General features: G+C 54.4%; 21 protein-coding genes. 11 read left to right on the top strand and 10 right to left on the bottom strand.

Annotated features, from left to right (window positions below):
* The first annotated feature begins 107 nt into the window (after nucleotides 1–107).
* From AC1MKH_RS20950 to AC1MKH_RS20940, 3 genes are all read left to right on the top strand, one after another.
* Entirely contained in the window at nucleotides 108–1,946 is a 1,839-nt protein-coding gene (locus tag AC1MKH_RS20950; protein ID WP_327621862.1) for a DUF2264 domain-containing protein, read from the top strand.
* Between the two features lie 61 nt (nucleotides 1,947–2,007).
* The gene (locus tag AC1MKH_RS20945; RefSeq protein ID WP_276223203.1) at nucleotides 2,008–3,276 is read left to right on the top strand and encodes an oligosaccharide MFS transporter; all 1,269 of its coding nucleotides are present in this window, start codon (nucleotides 2,008–2,010) and stop codon (nucleotides 3,274–3,276) included.
* 31 nt (nucleotides 3,277–3,307) lie between these two features.
* Complete coding sequence (locus AC1MKH_RS20940) at nucleotides 3,308–4,498, top strand: glycoside hydrolase family 88 protein (protein ID WP_276223202.1); 1,191 nt, start codon at nucleotides 3,308–3,310, stop codon at nucleotides 4,496–4,498.
* Between the two features lie 95 nt (nucleotides 4,499–4,593).
* Here the strand turns inward: AC1MKH_RS20940 and AC1MKH_RS20935 are convergent, their stop codons facing one another.
* From AC1MKH_RS20935 to qseB, 4 genes are all read right to left on the bottom strand, one after another.
* The gene (locus AC1MKH_RS20935) at nucleotides 4,594–4,908 is read right to left on the bottom strand and encodes a putative quinol monooxygenase (protein ID WP_276223201.1); all 315 of its coding nucleotides are present in this window, start codon (nucleotides 4,906–4,908) and stop codon (nucleotides 4,594–4,596) included.
* Nucleotides 4,909–4,938: 30 nt separating this feature from the next.
* The gene (locus AC1MKH_RS20930; protein ID WP_231826220.1) at nucleotides 4,939–5,520 is read right to left on the bottom strand and encodes an NAD(P)H-dependent oxidoreductase; all 582 of its coding nucleotides are present in this window, start codon (nucleotides 5,518–5,520) and stop codon (nucleotides 4,939–4,941) included.
* A gap of 106 nt (nucleotides 5,521–5,626) precedes the next feature.
* Nucleotides 5,627–6,976: a quorum sensing histidine kinase QseC gene (qseC, locus tag AC1MKH_RS20925; protein WP_276223200.1), complete on the bottom strand. Its 1,350-nt coding sequence runs from the start codon at nucleotides 6,974–6,976 to the stop codon at nucleotides 5,627–5,629.
* Nucleotides 6,973–7,632 carry a quorum sensing response regulator transcription factor QseB gene (gene qseB / locus AC1MKH_RS20920; protein ID WP_276223199.1) on the bottom strand — a complete coding sequence of 220 codons (660 nt, stop codon included), beginning with the start codon at nucleotides 7,630–7,632 and terminating at the stop codon, nucleotides 6,973–6,975. Before qseB ends, qseC begins: the two co-directional genes overlap by 4 nt.
* Nucleotides 7,633–7,785: 153 nt before the next feature.
* Here qseB and AC1MKH_RS20915 point away from each other — a divergent pair, with 153 nt between their 5' ends.
* The 6 genes from AC1MKH_RS20915 to AC1MKH_RS20890 all read left to right on the top strand — a co-directional run bounded on the left by AC1MKH_RS20915 (nucleotide 7,786) and on the right by AC1MKH_RS20890 (nucleotide 16,420).
* Nucleotides 7,786–8,178: a YgiW/YdeI family stress tolerance OB fold protein gene (locus AC1MKH_RS20915; protein ID WP_276223198.1), complete on the top strand. Its 393-nt coding sequence runs from the start codon at nucleotides 7,786–7,788 to the stop codon at nucleotides 8,176–8,178.
* Between the two features lie 73 nt (nucleotides 8,179–8,251).
* The gene (locus tag AC1MKH_RS20910) at nucleotides 8,252–9,118 is read left to right on the top strand and encodes an AraC family transcriptional regulator (RefSeq protein WP_276223197.1); all 867 of its coding nucleotides are present in this window, start codon (nucleotides 8,252–8,254) and stop codon (nucleotides 9,116–9,118) included.
* Nucleotides 9,119–9,233: 115 nt separating this feature from the next.
* Complete coding sequence (parC, locus tag AC1MKH_RS20905) at nucleotides 9,234–11,492, top strand: DNA topoisomerase IV subunit A (RefSeq protein ID WP_276223196.1); 2,259 nt, start codon at nucleotides 9,234–9,236, stop codon at nucleotides 11,490–11,492.
* A 257-nt stretch (nucleotides 11,493–11,749) separates the two neighbouring features.
* On the top strand, nucleotides 11,750–12,487 hold the full coding sequence (gene plsC, locus AC1MKH_RS20900) for a 1-acylglycerol-3-phosphate O-acyltransferase (protein WP_276223195.1): 738 nt from the start codon (nucleotides 11,750–11,752) through the stop codon (nucleotides 12,485–12,487).
* Between the two features lie 119 nt (nucleotides 12,488–12,606).
* Entirely contained in the window at nucleotides 12,607–14,019 is a 1,413-nt protein-coding gene (gene ftsP, locus AC1MKH_RS20895) for a cell division protein FtsP (RefSeq protein WP_108475111.1), read from the top strand.
* A gap of 181 nt (nucleotides 14,020–14,200) precedes the next feature.
* Nucleotides 14,201–16,420: a YgiQ family radical SAM protein gene (locus AC1MKH_RS20890; protein WP_276223194.1), complete on the top strand. Its 2,220-nt coding sequence runs from the start codon at nucleotides 14,201–14,203 to the stop codon at nucleotides 16,418–16,420.
* On the opposite strand, the gene AC1MKH_RS20885 is transcribed toward AC1MKH_RS20890, so the two are convergent.
* From AC1MKH_RS20885 to AC1MKH_RS20870, 4 genes are all read right to left on the bottom strand, one after another.
* Nucleotides 16,417–16,881 (bottom strand): HIT family protein, encoded by a 465-nt coding sequence (locus AC1MKH_RS20885; protein WP_015962996.1) that lies wholly within the window; start codon nucleotides 16,879–16,881, stop codon nucleotides 16,417–16,419. The two genes, AC1MKH_RS20890 and AC1MKH_RS20885, sit on opposite strands and share 4 nt — an antisense overlap.
* Nucleotides 16,878–17,492 carry a hypothetical protein gene (locus AC1MKH_RS20880; protein ID WP_276223193.1) on the bottom strand — a complete coding sequence of 205 codons (615 nt, stop codon included), beginning with the start codon at nucleotides 17,490–17,492 and terminating at the stop codon, nucleotides 16,878–16,880. Before AC1MKH_RS20880 ends, AC1MKH_RS20885 begins: the two co-directional genes overlap by 4 nt.
* Before the next feature lie 76 nt (nucleotides 17,493–17,568).
* Nucleotides 17,569–18,624, bottom strand: coding sequence for a DUF3828 domain-containing protein (locus AC1MKH_RS20875; protein WP_276223192.1), 1,056 nt, complete (start codon nucleotides 18,622–18,624; stop codon nucleotides 17,569–17,571).
* 51 nt (nucleotides 18,625–18,675) lie between these two features.
* Nucleotides 18,676–20,130 carry a DASS family sodium-coupled anion symporter gene (locus tag AC1MKH_RS20870; RefSeq protein ID WP_276223191.1) on the bottom strand — a complete coding sequence of 485 codons (1,455 nt, stop codon included), beginning with the start codon at nucleotides 20,128–20,130 and terminating at the stop codon, nucleotides 18,676–18,678.
* 48 nt (nucleotides 20,131–20,178) lie between these two features.
* On the opposite strand from AC1MKH_RS20870, the gene AC1MKH_RS20865 reads away from it, so the two are divergent.
* Nucleotides 20,179–20,379 (top strand): hypothetical protein, encoded by a 201-nt coding sequence (locus AC1MKH_RS20865; RefSeq protein WP_276223190.1) that lies wholly within the window; start codon nucleotides 20,179–20,181, stop codon nucleotides 20,377–20,379.
* A gap of 154 nt (nucleotides 20,380–20,533) precedes the next feature.
* On the opposite strand, the gene dkgA is transcribed toward AC1MKH_RS20865, so the two are convergent.
* Together dkgA and yqhD are read right to left on the bottom strand one after the other, a co-directional pair.
* A complete protein-coding gene (gene dkgA, locus AC1MKH_RS20860) occupies nucleotides 20,534–21,361 on the bottom strand; it encodes a 2,5-didehydrogluconate reductase DkgA (protein ID WP_276223189.1) in 828 nt (275 codons plus the stop codon).
* Between the two features lie 130 nt (nucleotides 21,362–21,491).
* On the bottom strand, nucleotides 21,492–22,655 hold the full coding sequence (gene yqhD / locus AC1MKH_RS20855; protein ID WP_276223188.1) for an alcohol dehydrogenase: 1,164 nt from the start codon (nucleotides 22,653–22,655) through the stop codon (nucleotides 21,492–21,494).
* A 198-nt stretch (nucleotides 22,656–22,853) separates the two neighbouring features.
* Here yqhD and AC1MKH_RS20850 point away from each other — a divergent pair, with 198 nt between their 5' ends.
* The gene (locus AC1MKH_RS20850) at nucleotides 22,854–23,753 is read left to right on the top strand and encodes an AraC family transcriptional regulator (RefSeq protein ID WP_276223187.1); all 900 of its coding nucleotides are present in this window, start codon (nucleotides 22,854–22,856) and stop codon (nucleotides 23,751–23,753) included.
* Nucleotides 23,754–23,810 lie beyond the last annotated feature (57 nt).

Genomic DNA, 23,810 nt, shown 5'->3' with positions numbered 1-23,810 from the left:
CACCGTTTTAAATTTTATCAAGCTGCGGTTTATTTAATCATATCAGTTGTGACCGGGTTAACATTTCACGCCCTGTCCGATTCTCTATGCTTGAGCCACTTTCGAGGATGGCTAAGCAGAGGGTTCTGGCGGTGATGGAAAAATCAAATTCATTGTCTTCACGTGAAGAGGTGGTGACCGCGCTCACAAGCATGTTGAGTGCGCTGGATAAACAGTTTCCCGCCGGTGCGGCGCAATTCTCGTTGGGCGATACCTGCGCGCATTACAGTGTGGAGATTGCCGAAATGGAAGGGCTGTCACGCGCGCTGTGGGGCCTGTTCCCGTTGCTGGCGGGCGGGGCAGAGGTACCCTTCAGCGACAAATATTTCACCGCCATCAAGACAGGCACCGATCCACACAGCCCAGGGTATTGGGGCGAAACGGGCCCGTACGATCAGCGTCTGGTCGAGATGGCGGCCTATGGCCTTGGGCTGGCGCTGTTACCGGGCCGCTTCACCGATCATTTCAGCGCCGCTGAGCTGAATAATCTGCACCGCTGGCTGGATCAAATCACCGATTCACAAATGCCGGACAGTAACTGGAACTACTTTGCCATCATGGTGCAACTGGGCTTTAAACGTGCCGGTCTGCCTTACGATCGTCTGGCCATCGATAAACGCTTCGCAATGATGGAAGCCTACTATTTGGGTGATGGCTGGTATTCCGATGGTCCGGGGCGGCCCAAAGATTATTACATCTCAATGGCCTTTCATTTTTATGGCTTGATCTACGCGACCCTGAACGGCAGCGACGATCCGCAGCGCGCGGCGACCATCCGCGAACGCGCCACGCTGTTTGCCCGCGACTTTATCTATCTCAGTGCCGCCGATGGCGCTTCCGTGCCCTTTGGGCGCAGCCTGACCTATCGTTTTGCGATGGTTGCCTTCTGGAGCGGTGTGGCATTCGCCGGGCTGGATGTCTTCTCACCGGGCGTGGTGAAGGGCATCATTTTGCGTCATCTGCGCTGGTGGCTGGAAAAACCGATTTTCGATCGCGACGGCATTCTGACCCTTGGTTTCGCCTATCCGAATCTGGCGATGTGCGAGGACTACAACGCGCCGGGCTCGCCATACTGGGCGCTGAAGGTCTTTTTGATTCTGGCGCTGCCGGCGGATCACTCATTCTGGCAGGCGCAAGAACTGCCGCTGCCCGCGCTGGAGGATGTTCACGTTATTGCGCCTGCGCAGCAGGTTTTGCAGCACAGCGAACATTCGCAACATGTTGTGATGCTCACCTCCGGCCAGCTGGAGCTGAACAACTATGTGAACACCGACGCCAAGTACACCAAATTTGCCTACTCCAGCCGTTTTGGTTTCACCATCGAACGCGGGCGTTACGGCATCAAACATGCGGCCAGCGACTCCATGCTGCTGCTTGCCGAGAACGATAACCACTGGCGCGGGCGTCGGGAATGCGAATGCGTTGAGGTGCAGGAGAATGCGATCGTTTCACGCTGGTCGCCCTGGCAAGACGTGCACGTCACCACCTGGCTTATTCCGGCAGGCGAGTGGCACGTACGCGTACATCGTCTGGATACCGCGCGACATTTGCAAAGTGCCGAGGGCGGTTTCGCGGTGATGAAGGCCGATGCGCAGCAGGGTGAAGGCCGGTGTCAGATTACCGCGCGCAATGGTGTCAGCGTGATTGCCGATCTCTCACCAACGCTTACACGGCAGGGTGATGCGGTCGTGACGCCGCCCAACAGTAGCGTGATGTTCGCCGAATGTGCGTCGATTCCGTTACTCACCGCCGACCTGACGCCGGGTGAACATTGGCTCTGCTGCGCGGTGGCTGCCAGCGGCGACGTGACGAAAAAATATCAACAGCCGCCACGGCTGGTTATTGAAAAGAATACGCTCAGAGTTATTGGTGAATCAGACAAACAATATGCTGCTCTGAGTTTTTAATTTTCCGGGCGCAGGCCCGGAATACTCTCTGTTGATCCTACATGCTTTCGTCGAGGATGGTATGGAAAAGTTATCGTCTCAAAACAGGCTTGAATATTACAAAATAAGTACCTTTATTTTTCTCTACTTTTTTACCTGGTCCGCCAGTATTGGTTTATTTGCTATCTGGTTAGGGCAAAAAGCTAATTTAAGCGGCACGGTGATCGGTACTGTTTTTGCGGTAAATGGCATCTTTGCCGTTATCCTAAAACCGATTTACGGTTATATTCTCGATAAAATAGGCATGAGTAAATGCCTGCTCTATTTTGTCGTTGCGGTCTCTGCTCTGATGGCACCATTTTTTATTTATGTCTATCAGCCGCTGCTGCTGTCGCACACCATGCTGGGGATTATCGTCGGCGCGATTTACCTGAGCTTTGCGTGGTATGCGGGCGTGGCAGCCTGTGAATCGTATGCAGACCGTTACAGTCGCTTAAACGGCATGGAGTTCGGCCAGATCCGTATGTGGGGGTCGCTCGGCTGGGCAGTGGCGTCCTCTTTCTCGGGCCTGCTGTTTAACCTCTCGCCCGCCTATAACTTCATTATGGGCAGCGTGGCGTCGATTATCATGCTGGTGGTACTTATCAGCCTGAAAGTGAACACTAACTCCGTTTATGCAAGCGAAGTGCTAACGAAGGAGAAAATCGCCCCGGCCGACGTCTACGCGCTGCTGCGAAGCGGTAAATTCTGGGCCTTCTGCATGTATGTCGCGGGCGTGGCATGGATGATGTTTATCGCCGAGCAGCAGTTCTCGCGCTATTTCGTCACCTTCTTCGAGGATGTTCATCAGGGCAATGCGCTGTTTGGCTATCTTGGTACCGTACAGTCCGGCATTGAATTCGTGATGTATATGTTTATTCCGCTGGTGGTGAATTATATCGGTGCCAAACGCGGGTTGTTAATCGTCGGTGCCGTGGTTGGCGCGCGTCTGATTATTTCCGGTCTGTGTGATTCGCATCTGCTTATTTCCGTACTGAAGCCGCTGTATGGTCTGGAAATCTGTTTGCTGCTGGTATCGGTATTTAAATATATCGCCGAACATTTCGATAAACGCGTCAATGCGACCATGTATCTGCTGGGTTACCAGGCGATGTTATATGTCGGTAATGTCGTGGTCTCCTCGCCTGCGGGCATTCTTTATGACCGCATTGGTTTTGAAAAAACGTACATCCTGATGGGCTCAATCGCCCTGCTGTTTACTGTTATCTCGGCATTTACCTTATCCGCCTGTCGTACCCAACGTAACCGCCCTGCGGCGCTAAATGTGGCTGAAAACAATGCGGCTAAATAATCCTGAACCGAAGAGTAATAAGGACACGAAAATGCACAATTCCGTCATTGAGGAAACATTACCAGAATTCCCGGGCGCGCCGGTAAATATGGACGCGTTTAACGATGAGATGGGTGCTGCACGACAGCACGTTCTGACGCTGATTCGCCGCCATATGGCGGAGTTTGGCGAAAAATTTCCGGCGGAGACCTGTGAAAAAGGGGTTTATCCGCTGACGGAAAACGTCGAATGGACCACCAGTTTCTGGACGGGCCAATTGTGGCTTGCCTGGGAGATGAGCGGTGATGAGGCTTTCCGCGCGTTGGCGGAAAAGCATGTGCGCTCGTTTGGCCTGCGCATTGCCGGGCGACACGATACCAACACGCACGACCTCGGTTTTTTGTATACGCTCTCCTGCGTTGCCGCCTGGCGTCTGACGGGCAATCGCGATGCACGTGGTTTCTCCCTGCTGGCCGCCGAAGCGCTGCTGGAGCGGTTCCATCGTAAAGCGGAGATCATCCAGGCATGGGGCGATCTTAACGATCCCGCGCAGGCCGGTCGCATGATCATTGACTGCACCATGAATCTGCCGCTGCTGTACTGGGCCAGTGAACAAACCGGCGACCCGCGTTTTGCCGAGGCGGCAAAAGCGCATGTGCGCCAGTCGGCGAAGTATCTGGTGCGCGACGACGCATCGACCTATCACACCTACTATATGGATGTGCAGACCGGGGCGCCGCGCTTTGGCAATACGCAGCAGGGCTATGCGGATGACTCCTGCTGGTCGCGCGGGCAGGCGTGGGGCATCTACGGTTTTATGCTGAGTTACCTCTACACCGGCGACAAGCAACTGATTAGCCTGTCGAAAAAGCTGGCGAACTACTTTCTTAATCGTCTGCCGGAGGATGCGGTATGTCACTGGGATCTGGCATTGCAGGGCACCGACGCATTACGTGATTCCTCTTCGGCGGCGATTGCGGTTTGTGGTCTGCTGGAGCTGGTGAAATCTCTGCCGGTCACCGATCCGGATCGCGCGCGTTATCAGCAATGGGCGATAGGGATGATGTCGTCGCTGACGAAGCATTATCTGACAGGGTTAGATGAGCCGGGTAATGGCCTGCTGAAACACTCGGTCTACCATTTAGCCGGAAATAAAGGCGTAGATGAGTGCAGTAGCTGGGGGGATTATTTCTACGTGGAAGCGCTGATGCGCATGACGCAGAGCTGGAAATTGTACTGGTGAGTGATTGCCCGGTGGCGCGTACGTTTCCCGGGCTGGCAATCCTTTGTAGGCCGGGTAAGCGTAATCGCCACCCGGCACAACATCCAGACTAAAGCTTAAACGCCCGCTTCCAGGATACGAATAGACATATCCAGCACGTCGTTTTTCACCGCTTCGCTGTAGGCTTTCATGTGCGGCGTTTGCAGATGCGCTTCAAGATGCGCGATGCTTTCCCACCGCTCAATCATCACGATAGAGTCTGGAGACGTGGTCTGGAAGCTCACGCCCGCAGCATGGTCAACCATTGGCGCGTAGCCGTGGCAGCCTTCTTCCTGCAAAACGGTCGGGATGATTTTCGCAAACTGATCCAGAACCGCCTGACGGTGGTGTTGGCCCGGACGAGTACGAATCTCTGCAATAACTGTCAACATAGTAAACTCCTTCTTAATCCAGCTTCCCAGTTAAGCAAAAATTTTACCAAGATGCTCGCGGTATTCTGCAATATAACGCGGAACGTCAGGCATTTTGATGACGTCGTTGGCGATAAAGGTCGGCAGCGCTTCCATACCAAGGAACTGGTTGGCTTTGTGGAACGGCAGGTAAACACCGTCTACGCCCACACCGTGGAAGAACTGTTCTTTATCGGTGAATGCTTCCATTGGCGCGTTCCAGGTCAGGGAAAGCATATAGGTTTTGCCCTGAATCAGGCCGCCGGAGCCATATTTTTTGCTGGCATCGGAACGGGTACGACCATCGCTGGCATACAGTGCGCCGTGACCTTCGGTGAACACATCATCGATATATTTTTTCACGGTCCACGGTGCGCCCATCCACCAGCCCGGCATCTGCCAGATAACGGAATCGGCCCACAGGAAGTTTTGTACTTCGGCTTTCACGTCGTAATCGCTGTCGGCGCGCACAACTTTAACATCATGTCCGGCGTCGCGCAGGAAGCTTTCCGCGACCTCGGTCATGGTGTCGTTCAGCTGGCCGTTAGAGTGGCCAAATTTTTTGCCGCCGTTAATAATCAATATGTTGCTCATTTTTTGTCCTCGGTGAAAAGCGTTTGGCGGTTATAATACCCCTCCTGACGAAGCGTGAATATGAGCAAAATGTGCAAAGTCTTTTGCTGTATGAGCAATAATCTAATTACCAGCGCACCCGTGCTTCAAATCCGCCTTCAGGAATATTGCCGAAATTCACCGTCATACCGTGGAGAGACGCAATGCGCCGCACAATCGACAACCCCAGCCCGCTGCCCGTTTGCTCTTGCCCTGGTGGGCGATAAAAACGCTCGCCCATTCGCGCCAGCGCTTCCGGTGAGACGCCTGGCCCGTTATCGCGCACGGTAAAACTGTCCTGTTCCAGGGTCACGTCGATAACGCTGCCTGATGGACTGTAGCGCACGGCGTTATCCAGCAGATTACGTACCAGCAGGCTGAGCAGCAGCGGCTGCGCGGTGCGGGCAATGCTGATGTCGTTGAGGTGTAAGCGAACTTCAATGCCCGCGCGCTGGGCGCTGTGATAAATATCCATCACCGCAGATTGCAGCAACTCTTCCAGCTGGACCGTCTGTACATCTGCCAGATTATCCAGCGAATCGAGGCGGGAGAGGGTGAGCAGCTGTTCCACCAGGCGGGTGGCGCGGTCGATCCCTTCATGCAGCTGTGACAAGGCTTTCTCGCGCGCGTCGGCATCATCCTGTGAGAGCTGCGCCACTTCGGTCTGCACTTTCAGCGCGGTTAACGGGCTACGCAGTTCATGGGCGGCGTCGGAGGTAAAACGTCGCTCGCGGTTCATCATTTCATGGGTTTGATGGAAGAGGTGATTAAGGGCGTCAACCAGCGGGCGCACCTCGTTCGGTACGCCTTTGGTGTTGAGTGGCGTATCGTCTTCCGGCGAACGGCAACGTAGGGTGAGCGTTAATTTTTTCAGCGGCCGTAGTTCGCTGCTGAGCAGCAGAATCAACAGTAAAAACATTACCGGCAGCGCCACCAACCACGGTGTAAGCTGCGACGTGATGATGTCCAGCGCCATCTCTTCGCGATATTCCCACTCCTGGCCGACCACGATGCGGTATTTTTTATCGGCGGTGGTCAGCCACAGAAAACGCCAGCGATCGTCATCATTGATCAAGTTGCCGTCGTCAAACCCTTCCCGGCGATAGCTATAAGGGATGAACGGGCCGTTTTCGCCATCGTGCATCACCATTCTGCCGTCGATCGCGTACACCGCGAAAGCCAGCACATCTTCATCAAGATGCCCGTGTTTGACCTTTTTCGGCGCGCGGATAAACTGCCGCGAGCTGCGAACGTCGGTAAAATCCATCGCGCTGATGCGCTTGGCAAACAGCATTTGCTGGGTATCGAAGAGCTTATCCAGTTTATTGGTGGTTTGATGCCAGGCCACCAGGCTGGCGCAGAGCCATGCGGCGGCAGAAAGCAGCATAAACAGCAGCGTCAGGCGAACGCGCAGACTGAGGCGGGGAAACAGTTTCACTGCGCCCCCAGCGTATAACCGATGCCGTGTACGGTGCGGATAAACTCGCTGCCCAGTTTGCGGCGCAGATGATGCACGTGTACTTCCACGGCGTTGCTGGTGACGTCGTCATCCCAGCTGTAGAGTTTTTCTTCAATAAGCTTGCGCGGCAGAACGCGCCCGCTGTTGCGCAGCAGCAACTCCAGCAGAGCAAACTCTTTCGGTTTAAGAGGAAGCGGTTCGCCGTTGAGCGTGGCGGTCAGTTTACCGGGATCGAGCGTCACCGCGCCGTGGCGCAGTTCATTGCTGGGCTGCCCGTGTGCGCGACGGATTAAGGCCTCCAGCCTGGCGGCGACTTCAATCAGCGCAAAGGGCTTACATAAGTAGTCGTCCGCCCCCAGGCGAAGCCCTTCAACGCGCTGGCTGAGCGCGTCGCGCGCGGTGAGGATCAGAACCGGCTCATGATGCGATTTTTCTCGCCAGCTGCGCAGAATATCCAGCCCATCGATGCCGGGCAGAGTGAGATCAAGGATGACGGCGTCATACGGTGCGCTGTCGAGGGCAATTTTCCCTTCTTCGCCCCGGGTAAACCAGTCGATGGTAAAGCCCATTTTGCCAAGGCCGGTTTTTAGCCCGTCGCCAATCAGTTTGTCATCTTCTACCAGTAAAATTCGCATCTTGCGCTCCTTGCCACTCTGCCTGAATAAAGCCAGTAAACCCTTATCAGACCTGCGCTGTACAGTAAAAAAAAGAATATTTTTACCTTAAGAAGTCGTTAAGCATTATCCTGTTAAATGGCTTTCGTAATGAAATTTAAGGGAGAAAATATCATGAAGAAACTTGCTGCAATGGCCGCCGTCCTGGCGCTGATCGCTACCCCGGTTCTGGCTAACACTCAGGGCGGTTTTTCTGGCCCAAATTCAACGTCAACACAAAGCGGCGGCTTCGTTGGCCCGGATGGTACTGTAACCACCGTTGCCAATGCGAAAACCCTGCGCGATGACACCTGGGTTACGCTGAAAGGGACTATCGTTGAGCGTATCTCTGACGATCTCTATACCTTTAAAGATGAGACCGGCACCATCAACGTGGATATCGACGACAAACGCTGGAACGGTCTGACCGTCACCCCGCAGGATAAAGTGGAAATTCGCGGTGAAGTGGATAAAGACTGGAACTCGGTTGAAATCGACGTCAAACAGATTCAGAAACTGAAACCGTAATCGGGAAGAATGCGCAAGATCGGTCAGGATCTCACGACGTAACCCCGGCACTATTGTTGGCACGGAGGCCGTGATGAATGACCGGTTAAAAACGCAATATTCGGCTCGCTTACGGCGAGTGTGTGACTATATCGAGCGCCATCTGGATACGCCTCTCTCGTTAGAGTCATTAAGCCAGATGGCGCACTGTTCGCCTTTCCATTTCCACCGGCAGTTTACCGCCTGGGTCGGAATGCCGCTCTACCGCTACATCCAGTGGTTGCGCCTGCGCCGCGCATCGTGGCGGCTGGCGTTTAATCCACAGGATAAGGTTATCGATATTGCGTTGGATGCGGGGTTTCAGAACCCGGAGTCATTCACTCGAGCTTTCAAGACCGCGTTTGGTCAAAGCCCGCGACAGTTTCGGCAACTGCCGGACTGGCGTGTCTGGCACCAGCGCATGCCAATGATGAACATAAAAGGGCAAAAAAATATGGATGTCACCCTTGTCGATTTTCCCCGTACACCGGTTGCGTTACTGCAACATCGCGGTAATCCGGAATTAGTGAACTACAGCGCCGCGAAGTTTATTTTATGGCGCAAAGAAACGGGCCTGTCGCCGGTCGCGCAAAGCGCTACCTTTGGCATCGCCTGGGACGACCCGCAAACGACGGCGCCGGAGGCATTCCGATTTGATATTTGCGGCAGCGTCAACGCGCCTGTGCCTGAAAACGCCCACGGCGTCATTAACAGCGAAATTCCCGCCGGACGCTGCGCGGTAGTGCGCCATCACGGCTCGCTGGATACGGTCGGCGAAAGCGTCTGGTACCTGTTCCGCGACTGGCTGCCTGGCAGCGGTGAAACCCCGCGCGATTTCCCGGTCTTTTTCCAGTATCACAATTTTGTCAATGAAGTTGCCGAGCACGAACTGCAAACGGATATTTACCTGCCACTGCAATAAACCGCCTTCCTCGCCTCAACTCACGGACTTGTGACTCAGCCCGTGAGATAGGGTATTATCTGCGGCAATATTGCCGTCCGAACGGTCAGCATGCAGATTTGAGGAACCCCCATTAATGAGCGATATGGCAGAGCGCCTTGCGCTACATGAATTCACGGAAAACGCCTACTTAAACTACTCCATGTACGTCATCATGGATCGCGCGTTGCCGTTTATTGGTGATGGTCTGAAGCCGGTGCAGCGCCGCATCGTCTATGCGATGTCTGAGCTGGGCCTGAACGCCAGCGCCAAATTCAAAAAATCGGCGCGTACCGTCGGTGACGTGTTAGGTAAATATCACCCGCACGGCGACAGCGCCTGCTATGAAGCGATGGTGCTGATGGCGCAGCCATTCTCTTATCGTTACCCGCTGGTCGATGGACAGGGGAACTGGGGTGCGCCTGACGATCCGAAATCGTTCGCGGCAATGCGTTATACCGAATCGCGTCTGTCGAAGTATGCCGAGCTGCTGCTGGGTGAACTGGGACAAGGCACGGCGGACTGGGTACCGAACTTTGACGGTACGATGCAGGAGCCGAAAATGCTGCCTGCGCGTCTGCCAAATATTCTGCTGAACGGCACCACCGGCATTGCGGTGGGTATGGCGACGGATATTCCGCCGCACAACCTGCGCGAAGTCGCTAACGCCGCCATCAAACTGATTGAACAGCCGAAAACCACGCTGGATGAAGTGCTTGATATCGTGCAGGGGCCGGACTATCCGACCGAAGCGGAAATCATCACACCCCGCGCGGAAATCCGCAAAATTTACCAGAACGGGCGCGGCTCGGTGCGTATGCGCGCGGTCTGGAATAAAGAAGATGGCGCGGTGGTGATCACTGCGCTGCCGCATCAGGTTTCCGGCGCGAAAGTGCTGGAGCAAATCGCCGCCCAGATGCGCAACAAAAAGCTGCCGATGGTCGATGACCTGCGCGATGAGTCGGACCACGAAAACCCGACGCGTCTGGTGATTGTGCCGCGTTCCAACCGTGTGGATATGGAGCCGGTGATGAATCACCTCTTCGCCACTACGGACCTGGAAAAAAGCTATCGCATCAACCTGAACATGATAGGCCTCGATGGTCGCCCGGCGGTGAAAGACCTGCTGGAGATCCTCACCGAATGGCTGGCGTTCCGTCGCGACACCGTGCGTCGTCGCCTGAATTATCGTCTGGAGAAAGTCCTTAAGCGCCTGCATATCCTCGAAGGTTTGCTGGTGGCGTTTCTCAATATCGACGAAGTGATCGAGATCATTCGCACCGAGGATGAGCCGAAACCGGCGCTGATGTCGCGCTTCGGCATTAGCGAAACGCAGGCGGAAGCCATCCTTGAGCTGAAATTGCGCCACCTCGCGAAGCTGGAAGAAGTGAAGATTCGTGGTGAGCAAAACGATTTGGCGAAAGAACGCGATCAGCTGCAGGCGATTCTCGCGTCCGAACGCAAAATGAATAACCTGCTGAAGAAAGAACTTCAGGCGGATGCCGATACCTTCGGTGACGATCGTCGTTCTCCGCTGCACGAGCGTGATGAAGCGAAGGCGATGAGCGAGCATGACATGCTGCCGTCTGAGCCGGTGACCATTGTGTTGTCGCAGATGGGCTGGGTGCGTAGCGCCAAAGGTCACGACATCGACGCGCAGGGGCTGAGTTATAAAGCGGGCGACAGCTGGAAAGCGTCGGTGAAAGGCAAGAGCAATCAGCCGGTGGTATTTGTTGATACGACCGGACGCAGCTATGCCATCGACCCTATCACGCTGCCGTCGGCGCGCGGTCAGGGCGAACCGTTGACCGGTAAGCTGACGCTCCCGCCGGGCGCGACCGTTGAGCATATGCTGATGGAGAGCGACGATCGGAAACTGCTGATGGCCTCCGACGCGGGCTACGGTTTCCTGTGTACGTTCAACGATCTCGTTGCGCGTAACCGCGCGGGTAAAGCGATGATCTCGCTGCCGGAAAACGCACACGTTCTGCCGCCGGTAGTGGTAGAAGATGAGTCTGACATGCTGCTGGCGATCACCAGCGCGGGTCGCATGCTGATGTTCCCGGTAAGCGACCTGCCGCAGTTGTCGAAAGGCAAGGGCAACAAGATTATCAACATCCCGTCAGCGGAAGCGGCGAAAGGGGAAGATAGTCTGGCGCACCTTTACCTGCTGCCGCCACAGACCACGCTGACCGTGCACGTCGGGAAACGCAAAATCAAACTGCGTCCGGAAGAGCTGCAAAAAGTGACGGGCGAACGTGGCCGTCGCGGTACGCTGATGCGTGGGTTGCAGAAAATCGACCGTATCGATATCGACTCTCCGTTGCGTCAGAGCGCGGGAGAGAGCGAGGAGTAAAGCTTACCCCTCACCCTAACCCTCTCCCTTAGGGAGAGGGGGCTGAATGTGCCTGACATTAAGAACTGCGTTGGTTTTCACCCTCTCCCTGTGGGAGAGGGCCGGGGTGAGGGGGCTTAAGGCGACAACGTACACATTTTCCTGTAAAAACGTTGTTAATTACGCCGTTGCGATTAAGAATAGCCCTTACGAGGGTTTGCGAGTCACAAATCCTGACCAATATATAACTCTAAGCGGTCAGGGCTTCAGAGGTAGCTATGCTATTTATTTTTCGTGTCATCATCGTGGTCATTTACTGCATCCTGGTATGCGTGTTTGGCTGTATCTATTGCCTGTTTAGTCCGCGTAATCCAAAACACGTTGCCACTTTTGGCCATATGTTTGGCCGTATGGCCCCGCTGTTTGGTCTGAAAGTTGAAACCCGCCTGCCTGCGGATGCCGCAAGCTACGGGAATGCTATCTACATTGCGAACCACCAGAACAACTACGACATGGTTACTGCGGCAAATATTGTGCAGCCGCCGACTGTCACCGTGGGCAAAAAAAGCCTGGTGTGGATCCCATTCTTTGGTCAGCTTTACTGGCTCACCGGTAACCTGCTGATTGACCGTAATAATCGTGCGAAAGCGCACAGCACCATCGCCGAAGTGGTGAAACACTTCAACAACCGCAAAATCTCCTTCTGGATGTTCCCGGAAGGAACGCGTAGCCGTGGTCGTGGCCTGTTACCGTTTAAAACCGGCGCGTTTCACGCCGCCATTGCGGCGGGTGTACCGATTATTCCCGTGTGCGTTTCCAATACATCGGATAAGATTAACCTTAACCGCCTGAACAACGGGCTGGTGATTGTTGAAATGCTGCCGCCGATCGATACCAGCAAATGGGGTAAAGACCAGGTACGCGAACTTTCCAAACACTGCCGTGAAGTTATGCAGGCGAAGATTGAAGAATTAGATAAAGAAGTCGCCCAGCGCGAGTCTGACGGAAAACTATAAAACCGGGTCAGGCTCACTCGCCGCCGGGCGAATAAAGCACGGCGGCAAACATAAAACGCGGTGCTGGCTTACGGGAAACGAATTCCCTTTTTTGATTGATCAGTTTTCATGGAGTTTATATGTCACTCAGTCGGCGTCAGTTTATTCAGGCATCGGGCGTTGCGTTCTGCGCAGGGGCAGTGCCGCTGAGGGCAAATGCCGCAGGGAAACAGCCTGAGCTGCCGATACCGCCGCTGGTGGAATCGCGTCGCGGACAGCCTCTCTTTCTTACCTTACAACGTTCACACTGGTCCTTCTCTCAGGGCACGCGCGCGCCTGTCTGGGGCATCAATGGTCGCTACCTCGGTCCGACCATCCGCGTGTGGAACGGTGATGACGTCAAACTGATCTACAGCAACCGCCTGACGGAAAACGTCGCCATGACCGTGCGCGGTTTGCAGGTTCCCGGCCCGCTGATTGGCGGTGCGGCGCGCATGATGTCGCCAAACGCCGACTGGGCGCCGGTGCTGCCGATTCGCCAGTCTGCCGCCACGCTCTGGTATCAGGCCAATACGCCGAACCATATGGCTCAGCAGGTCTACAACGGCCTGGCCGGAATGTGGCTGATTGAAGATGAAGTAAGTAAGTCCTTACCTATTCCAAACCACTACGGCGTGGACGACTTCCCGGTAATTATTCAGGACAAGCGGCTGGATAACTTTGGCACGCCGGAATACAGCGAACCTGGCAGCGGTGGCTTCGTTGGCGACACGCTGCTGGTGAATGGCGCGCAAAGCCCGTATGTCGAAGTGTCACGCGGATGGGTGCGTCTGCGCCTGCTGAACGCCTCTAACTCACGCCGCTATCAGTTGCAGATGAGCGATGGCCGCGCGCTGCACGTGATCTCCGGCGACCAGGGCTTCCTGCCTGCGCCTGTTTCGGTCAAGCAGCTGTCGCTCGCGCCGGGTGAACGACGTGAAATCCTGGTCGATATGACCAATGGTGATGAAGTCTCCATTACCTGTGGGGAAGCGGCAAGCATCATGGATCGCCTGCGTGGTTTCTTTGAGCCGTCGAGCATTTTGATCTCTACGCTGGTGCTCACTCTGAAACCTACCGGCCTGTTGCCGCTGGTGACGGATAACCTGCCGATGCGTCTGCTCTCCACCGAGATCATGACCGGCACGCCGCTGCGTAGCCGTGATATCGTGCTGGGCGATGACCCTGGCATCAACGGCCAGCTGTGGGACCCGCAGCGTATTGATATTACCGCGCAACAGGGAACCTGGGAGCGCTGGACGGTACGCGCGGATGAGCCGCAGTCGTTCCATATCGAAGGCGTGATGTTCCTGATCCGCAACGTTAACGGCGCAATGCCGTTCCCGGAAGACAGAGGCTGGAAAGATACCGTGTGGGTGGATGGGCAAATTGAACTGTTGGTCTACTACAACCAGCCGTCCTGGCCGCACTTCCCGTTCCAGTATTCCAGCCAAACGCTGGAGCTGGCCGATCGCGGCTCGATTGGGCAAATTCTGGTGAATCCGGCGCCGTAACGCGGGATGCAGGGAATCAGCGCCGGGCAATGCCCGGCGCTGTTGTATTCTGAAAAAGTAGGCTGGGCTTTACGTTATCCAGGCGTGTTCAGCCGATAATCTCCTTCATTTCCCCCCTGAATACAGCGTATAATCCCCGGCCTTTGATTATTTTTTTACCACTTTTCTTTTTGGAAGCAAAATGAGCTCTATCTCCCTGATCCAACCGGATCGCGACCTGTTCTCCTGGCCGCAGTATTGGGCCGCCTGTTTTGGGCCGGCACCGTTTTTGCCAATGTCCCGTGAAGAGATGGATCAACTTGGCTGGGATAGCTGCGACATCATTTTGGTTACCGGCGACGCGTACGTTGATCATCCGAGTTTTGGGATGGCGATTTGCGGTCGTATGCTGGAAGCGCAGGGTTTTCGCGTGGGCATCATCGCGCAGCCGGACTGGAACAGCAAAGACGACTTTATGCGTCTGGGCAAGCCGAACCTCTTTTTCGGCGTGACCGCAGGCAACATGGACTCGATGATCAACCGCTACACGGCTGACCGTAAGCTGCGTCAGGACGATGCCTATACGCCGGATAACGTCGGTGGCAAACGCCCGGATCGCGCGACGCTGGTTTATACCCAGCGCTGCAAAGAAGCGTGGAAAGATGTGCCGGTGATTCTGGGCGGCATCGAAGCCAGCCTGCGTCGTACCGCGCATTACGATTACTGGTCTGATACCGTGCGCCGTTCGGTGCTGGTTGATTCCAAAGCCGATATGCTGATGTTCGGTAACGGCGAGCGTCCGCTGGTGGAAGTGGCGCATCGTCTGTCGCAGGGTGAGCTGATTTCGCAGATCCGCGATGTGCGTAACACGGCGATTATCGTCAAAGAAGCGCTGCCGGGCTGGGCTGGCGTGGATTCCACGCGTTTAGATACGCCGGGGAAAATCGACCCGATTCCGCATCCGTATGGTGAAGATTTGCCGTGTGCCGACAACAAGCCGGTTGAACCGCAAAAAGCGGAAGTCAAAACCGTCACCGTTCAGCCGCCGCGTCCGAAGCCGTGGGAAAAAACCTACGTGCTGCTGCCGTCTTTTGAGAAAGTGAAAAGTGATAAAGTGCTGTATGCGCACGCCTCGCGCATTCTGCACCATGAAACCAACCCAGGCTGCGCGCGTGCGCTGATGCAAAAGCACGGCGACCGCTATATCTGGGTCAACCCGCCAGCGATCCCGCTTTCTACCGAAGAGATGGACAGCGTGTTTGCGCTGCCGTACCAGCGTGTTCCGCATCCGGCGTATGGCAATGCGCGTATTCCGGCGTATGAGATGATCCGCTTCTCGATCAACATCATGCGTGGCTGCTTCGGCGGCTGCTCTTTCTGCTCCATTACCGAGCACGAAGGACGCATTATTCAGAGCCGTTCGGAAGATTCGATCATCAACGAGATCGAAGCCATTCGCGATACGGTGCCGGGCTTTACCGGCGTGATTTCCGACCTCGGCGGGCCAACGGCGAACATGTATATGCTGCGCTGTAAATCGCCGCGCGCCGAGCAAACCTGCCGCCGTCTCTCCTGCGTTTACCCGGATATCTGCCCGCACATGGACACCAACCATGAGCCGACGATCAATCTTTACCGTCGCGCGCGCGATCTGAAAGGCATCAAGAAGATCCTCATCGCCTCCGGTGTGCGTTACGACATCGCGGTGGAAGATCCGCGCTATATCAAAGAGCTGGCAACCCATCACGTGGGCGGCTATCTGAAGATTGCGCCGGAGCATACGGAAGAGGGGCCGTTGTCGAAAATGATGAAGCCGGGGATGGGAACCTATCACCGCTTTAAAGAGCTTTTCGACACCTATTCGAAACAGGCCGGGAAAGAGCAGTATTTGATTCCGTATTTTATCTCCGCGCACCCTGGTACGCGTGATGAAGATATGGTGAATCTGGCGCTGTGGCTGAAGAAACACCGTTTCCGCCTCGATCAGGTGCAGAACTTCTACCCGTCACCGCTGGCGAACTCGACCACCATGTATTACACCGGCAAGAACCCGCTGGGTAAAATTGGTTATAAGAGTGAAGAAGTGGTGGTGCCGAAAGGCGATAAACAGCGTCGCCTGCATAAAGCGCTGCTGCGTTATCATGATCCGAAAAACTGGCCGATGATTCGTCAGGCGCTGGAAGCAATGGGTAAAAAGCATCTGATCGGCCCGCGTCGTGATTGTCTGGTGCCGTCACCGACGCTCGACGAGATGCGCGAAGCGCGTCGCCAGAACCGCAACACGCGCCCGGCGCTGACTAAACACACGCCGGTGGCGCACCAACGCCAAACGCCAGCGGGTGCGAAGAAAGCGCCTGCCGCGCAGCCGCGTCCGGTTAATGCGGCTGCGAAAAAACGCGCAAAACCGACAGCGGGGCGTTAAGAATCCTGCTCCGCTCTGATTCTGGCCGCTAATGCGGCCAGCTTCTCATCATCCGCCCGCTCGTGATCGTGAGAAGACAGATAGCCCTCATACTGTTCAAAATACTTCTTCTGCTTAAATTCGATAGGCCGCCATTTCGTCATGTCGCCTGTGCCGTGCATCGGGCTGAGTTTGCTGTGCACGTGGTCCACGCCGAAACCTTCAAAAAACATTCCGCTGCGGCCCACATCATCAAAGGATTTATCCAGCAATTTAGCCACTTTCTGCGTCGCCAGAACTAAATCGGCCAGCGCCTGCGGCGGCATATCAAAGGCATAGCTCGGATAGTGTTTTTTTGGGATGACGACGGTAAAGCCTTCGGTATTGGGGAAAATCGACAGGAAGGCCAGGTGATGCTCATCTTCCCAGATTTTATGGCAGGGCGCTTTGCCCTCAACGATTTGGCAGAAAATGCAGGTCATTCAAGGTCTCCTGTTTGGTTTACCCACGCGTGAATTTCGGCAGAAAAGTGCTTATGGAATAGTATCATCCAGGTCTCATCACTTAAGTGAGTTCTAACACAGGCGACTGCACTTTCGATAAATTGTGTCCACATGAAGTCCAGACTTTCTTCGTCAGAAGCCATCAAACCTGGCAGCGTCTTAGCATCCCATTCAGCACTATTTTTATCGTCAGTCGTCGTGCGGATATAGTGGGCTATCTCTTGTAGACTGCTCGTAGCCGTTTTCTGGCGCCAGTAATTTAGTGCCATGTTTTGGCAAATTTTAACGTCTTCTCTGCTGGCTGGAAGGAAAAGCGAATCAGGAAGAAGGTCGATACAGTCGCTGACAAAATCGAGGCGCTTGAGATGCCACGCCATTTTGCTTTTCTTTCCACGATCCATTTCCCTCTCGCCTGCGTTATCGATAATGAAGATGGCGAGATAGATCGCGACGGGATGAGGTCTTTTTTCTTTCCAAAATTCGCAGGTGTTGTCTGGTTCGGCTTTGAATTTGTCGAAGCAGGCGCGGCACACGTCATGAGGATGATCGGGTGTTTTTTTCAAACAGATGGGGCAAAGTGAGGTGTTCACTATCGTTATCCTTAACAACTGCCAGTAATCTATGAATAGTTTTATACCCACGCCAGAATTTTAGTCATAATGCGTATTATCGCCGCCTCTGGAGGGTTGCCTCTTCAATTTGTCGACGCAAGCTTCCGTATTCCGGGCGAATAAAATCCAAAATCTCCCACGCCCCGGCTGAGCGGCGAAGAAGCAGGTCTTGCTCTTTTATCGAATTGTCGTTAAGCGTAATACGAACATGCACCTTTGCCTGGTCGCCTTCGGCTTCTGGTACCGTAGTGTCGAATCGTCTGATGTTGTCGTCCGGCACGCCAATGAATACAGGATTGTCGTAGATATATAGCGCGTCGGCCTGCAATGCATTTCTTATTTCCTGAGATGATTTCACTGGCGTTGCGATGCTGTCGTTCATCACATGGTGATACCAGGTGGTAATTATCCATTGCCAGGGCCAGCTATCGTTGCGGTTTATCTGTCCGAAAAATCGCGGTAAATTCGCCAAAATATTGCCCAGTTCAAAGGTCGAATGATAATAGTCATTCACCGCATCACGATATTGCGCACTGACAACCCAGGTCCACGGCCAGGTATAATCACTTCTGCGGTGAAAAAGCTCCCTAACGAAATCCTGAGGTTGCTTTCTTTGCAGCGAGGCTAACGAAGAAAGCATGGTCTGATTTTCACTGTTTATCGCCTGCCATGTGCTTCCTTGTGAAGACTTAATGTCGTCAATCAACCAACGCTCATCTTCCGCAACCATATACAACGTTTGCGTTCTGCTTTCCGTATCATCGACAAATAAGCGAAAACGCACGGTTACGCTGGCGTGCGTTTCATTAGTCTGAATTGCTGAGACATTTTCCAGCACCAGCGTTTCATAGTCCTGACAATCACAAATCGGGTCGCCATCCAGCCAGCCAATTTCGCCCGGCAGCGTGAGTTGATTGTTGAGGGTAATGGCATTTTTCATCCGCGTGGAAAGCAATGATGCGCTGCTGGTGTCACCAAAATTAACCCCCGTGGCGTCGGCAGTGTAATGTTGATAAATCTGTCGGACAGTTTGCTCAGGTGATAATGATGGTATTTGTGACAGTGATGGGGCGCTGAAGAAAAGGCTCAGGAGGCAAAGGAGGTATTTCATTATCTTCCTCATCAAAAATGCCGCCCTAAAAACTAAGGCGGCAGAGTCTTGTCAGTAAAAGCCCAACATCTTCCACCACGCCAGGCCGACGGTGATAAACACCGCCTGGTTAAACAGGCTGATAGCAAACCCGGTTCGCCACCAGACGCCGGTTGGTACGTAGCCCGCGCCGAAAAGAATCGGGCCGCGCGCATGGGTGTACTGGGTGAGTGAGCAATAGAGGCTGCTGGTGAACGCCAGCATCAGCGCCATCGGCGCCGGCGGGATGTTCAGGTGCAACCCGACGCCGAGGAATACCGCGTACAGCGCGGCGATTTGCGCGTTGCCGCTGGCGAAGAAGTAGTGTGTGTAGAAGTAGGCGGCGTTCAGCAGCAGCAGTACAACCACCCAACTGGTGCCCTGCATGGCGCTGCCGATGCTGTCGCCAATCAGGTTACCGAACCACATGGTAAAGCCCAGTTTTTTCAGTTGGTTGGCCATCATCAGCAGCGCGGCAAACCAAATCAGGGTGTCCCATGCGCCTTTCTCACTTTTCACATCTTCCCAGCTCAGCACGCCGCTCAGCAGCAGAATGGAGAGCCCGACAAACGACGCGGTGGTGGCATCCACACCCAGTTTGTCGCCGAAGATCCACAGCACCAGCAGTACGCCGACGGTCGCCAGCATCAGCCACTCGCCACGCGCCATGTTGCCCATTTCGGCGAGTTCTTTACGGGCGATTTCCGGAGCATCCGGCGTGTGCTTGATTTCCGGGCGCGTCAGCCAGTAAACCAGCAGCGGAACGATCATCAGCGACACCACGCACGGCAACAGGGCTGCCATAAACCAGCTCCCCCAGGTCAGGGTGACGCCCGCGTTAGCCGCCAGTTTGACCGCCAGCAGGTTGCCGGTGTAGCCGGTCATAAACAGCGCGGCGGTGACGTCATTGACGTTGCCAATACAGGTGATCAGGAAGGTACCGATTTTGCTGCGCGACTCGTCCTCCGGGCGTGAGCCAAAACTGCGCGCCAGCGAGTCAGCGATGGGGTAGATAACGCCGCCGCAGCGCGCGGTGTTGCTCGGCATAGCGGGGGATAAAATCAGGTCGGCAAACGCAAGCCCATACGCCAGCCCCAGCGTGCGTTTACCCAGCAGGCGGATCATTTGCAGGGCGATGCGCCGACCCAGGCCCGTTTTGATAAACCCGCGGGCAATCATAAAGGCGACGACGATAAGCCAGATCAATGAGCTGTTCAGTTCACTCAGCGCCGTGGTGATAGCGCCGCTGGCAGTTTTATCACCCGCCGCATAGGCGAGGGCAAAAACCGTAATACCGATGATCCCGACCGCGCCAATCGGCAGGACTTTTGCCACAATAGAGGCAATGGTTGCCACAAAGATAATCGCAGAATGCCAGGCGGGCGCGCTGAGCCCGGAAGGTGGCGTCAGTTGCCAAAGCCCGGCGGCGATAAGCACGATAATAATGAGTGGGAGCCATTTTACTCCCTGGGTTGTTTTTTTCGTCACGACATTACACTCGTTTTTATAGGCGAATTAATTCATGGCGTATATGTTTTGCCAAAAATTACCGCGCTATTGATGTCTGAGAAATACAGTTATCCTGATGATATTTTTATCCTGAAACCATCAGGAGGCCGGAGAAATTCAGCGGTTAGCGTAGAGTGTCGCGCCGAGACTGAACTCTGTGACCTTTATTTTGCAATGTCTTACGAAGAAAACTTTGATCCTGAAAAAGAAAATGACGGTCGGCAGTAAATAGAAGATATAACTTTATATAATGGCACACTTATTGTTTAGAATTATATTGATAATATAGATATGGAGAATGGATTGAATTATGTTATTCATTGTAAAAATGAATTGCAGAATAAAAACGCCTGATACGAATAACCGTACCAGGCGAAAATCATTAGCCGCCGAATTGATCCGGATCGGGTCCCAGACGTTTGCCTTTATCCAGTTTGGCTATTTCGGCCAATTCGTCTTTATCAAGGCGGAAATCCCAGACGTCGAAGTTGGCGGCAATACGCGCCGGCGTGACGGATTTCGGGATGACGACCAGGCCGTTATCCAGGTGCCAGCGAATCACAATTTGCGCGGGTGTTTTGCCATATTTATCCGCCAGTTCACGAATGATTTTCTGATCGAATACGCCTTCGCCGCCCTGAGCCAGCGGGCTCCAGGATTCGGTTTGAATTTTGTGCGTCGCGTTCCACGCATGTAGCTGGCGCTGCTGCATCAACGGGTGCAGTTCAATCTGATTGATGACCGGGGCGACGCCGGTTTCATCGATAATGCGTTGCAGGTGATTCACCTGGAAGTTGCAGACGCCGATGCTTTTTACCAGCCCTTGCTTTTGCAGCTCAATCATTCCTTTCCACGCGTCCACGTAGTGGTCGATGGCGGGAACCGGCCAGTGCATCAGGTAGAGATCGAGATAATCCAGCTGTAGTTTATCGAGGCTTTCCTGTAGCGCCTCGGCCGGGCGTTTCTGATCGTCGTTCCACAGTTTGGTGGTGATAAACAGCTCTTCGCGCGGAACGCCTGCGCTTTTCAGCGCCTGGCCCACGCCATCTTCGTTCTTGTAGGCGGTGGCGGTATCAATCGAGCGATACCCGACCTCCAGCGCTTTATGAATCGCGGTGACAACCTCCTCGTTGCTTGCTTTCCACACGCCGAGACCCAGCTGCGGCATCACGTTGCCGTCCTGGAGTTTGATTACGGTTGGATGTGTCATGCATTTCTCCTTTTCTCTCTATTGCTTATCGGCACAGTGGGCCCGATAAGATTTGTAAGATCAATTCTGGTCGAAATATGCAAAAACGAAAGCCAGACGCTAAAGACTTAGGTCTGGCTTTGGGTGGGGATTAACGTGCCGCTTCGTAAATGCGACGGCTTACTTCGAGGGTAATGTCCTGATTTTCACCCAGTTTTGTCATGCCGTGTTCTTCGAGTTTATTCAGCAGTGCGGGGATGGAGCTGCCGTCCAGACCGTAGTCGGACAGGCGAGTCAGTACGCCCATTTGCTCGAAGAAATTGCGGGTGGCGGCGATGGCAGCGTCGATACGCGCATCATCGGAACCTTCGGTGATGTTCCAGACGCGTTCTGCGTATTGCAGCAGTTTGGCGCGTTTGGTGTCACGTTTTTCATTCCACAGGGCCGGCAGCACGATAGCCAGCGTCTGTGCGTGGTCAAGACCGTGCATGGCGGTCAGTTCGTGACCCAGCATGTGGGTTGCCCAGTCCTGCGGCACGCCTGCGCCAATCAGGCCGTTTAACGCCTGGGTTGCCGCCCACATAATATTGGCGCGAACATCGTAGTTTTCAGGTTCTTTCAGCGCTTTCGGGCCATCTTCAACCAGCGTCAGGAGAATACCTTCCGCGAAGCGATCCTGAATTTTGCCGTTAACCGGGTAGGTCACGTACTGTTCTACCGTGTGCACGAAGGCATCAACCACGCCGTTGGCGACCTGACGCGGTGGCAGAGTGTAGGTGTAGACCGGGTCCAGAATTGCGAAGACTGGCTGCACGTGCGGCGACATAAATGCGCGTTTGTCACCGGTGGTTTTCCGGGAAATAACCGCACCTTTATTGGATTCAGAACCGGTTGCAGGAAGGGTAAGAACGGAACCCATTGGAATCGCGCTGTTCACCTTGCTGCCGTAAGTTTCCAGAATTTCCCACGGGTCGATAGACGCATCGTAATGCGCCGCCGCCGCGATGAACTTGGTGCCATCCAGCACGGAACCGCCGCCAACGGCCAGCAGGAAAGTGATTTTTTCGTCGCGGGCAATTTTCACCGCGTTCATCAGCGTTTCATAAGACGGGTTCGGTTCAATGCCGCCAAACTCGCGAACGTCCAGACCTTTCAGCGCGGTTAACACCTGGTCCAGTACGCCGGTTTTTTTCACGCTGCCGCCACCATAGGTCACCAGAACGCGAGCATCTGCCGGAATTTGCGCACGCAGATTTTCAATAACGCCTTTACCGAAAAGAATGCGGGTTGGGGTATGGAGATCAAAATTAAACATTGCTCGTTTCCTTCATCGGAGGATGGAAAAAGTGGGTAGCAACCGTGGCTACCGGATGACGACTATTGTGGTCTTTGGGGGCGATCCTCTCAATGCACATTCCTGCCTATGTCTTGCCCATTTCTCCATAGGGCTGGAGAAAAGTAGCGAAAAGGTCAACAATGAAAGCCTGAATTCAACTGGCGGGAGAGTGGGGATATGAACCGGGAAGAGATTTGCGCATTGCTGACGGATAAAGTTAAGTCACTGAAAAGTAATGAGCAAAAGCTCAGCACGTTGGTGCCGGATATCCAGCTTATCTATGGTACACAGCCTGCCGCTCGTACGCCCGTTATGTACCGTCCTGGGATTATATTTCTCTTTTCTGGCTATAAGATTGGCTATATCAATGAACGCACCTTCCGCTACGACGCCAACGAATATTTACTGCTGACGGTGCCGCTACCGTTTGAGTGTGAAACCTTTGCCACCGAGGCCGCGCCGCTGGCCGGGTTGCGCCTGAACGTCGATATTTTACAGCTTCAGGAGCTGTTGATGGATATCGGGGAAGATGAATGCTTCCAGCCTGCAATGGCGGCGAGCGGCATTAACTCGGCGACGCTCTCTGATGAGATCCTTTGTGCGGCCGAGCGCCTGCTGGATGTGATGGAGCGCCCACTGGAAGCGCGCATCCTCGGCAAACAGATTATCCGCGAAATGCTCTTCTATGTGCTTACCGGGCCGCGTGGTGGGGCGCTGCTGGCGTTAGTCAGCCGCCAGACGCATTTCAGTCAGATAAGCCGGGTATTGAAACGCATCGAAAGCCAGTACACCGAAACCTTGAGTGTCGATCAACTGGCCGCCGAAGCCGATATGAGCCTGTCGGCGTTTCATCATAATTTTAAATCGGTGACCAGCACGTCACCTTTGCAGTACCTGAAAACTTATCGCCTGCATAAGGCGCGCATGATGATGGTGCATGATGGATTAAAAGCAAGCGCAGCGGCAATGCAGGTGGGATATGAAAGCGCATCGCAGTTTAGCCGCGAATTTAAACGCTATTTCGGTATTACGCCGGGAGAAGATGCGGCGCGATTACGCGCGATTCAAATCGTTTAGGCAAGAGCCCTTTTGATGACCTTTGTAGGCCGGATAAGCACTGCGCCATCCGGCTTC

This window comes from Pseudocitrobacter sp. CD920760 (genome assembly GCF_057782505.1).
This window is presented reverse-complemented; position numbering and strand designations above follow the sequence as displayed.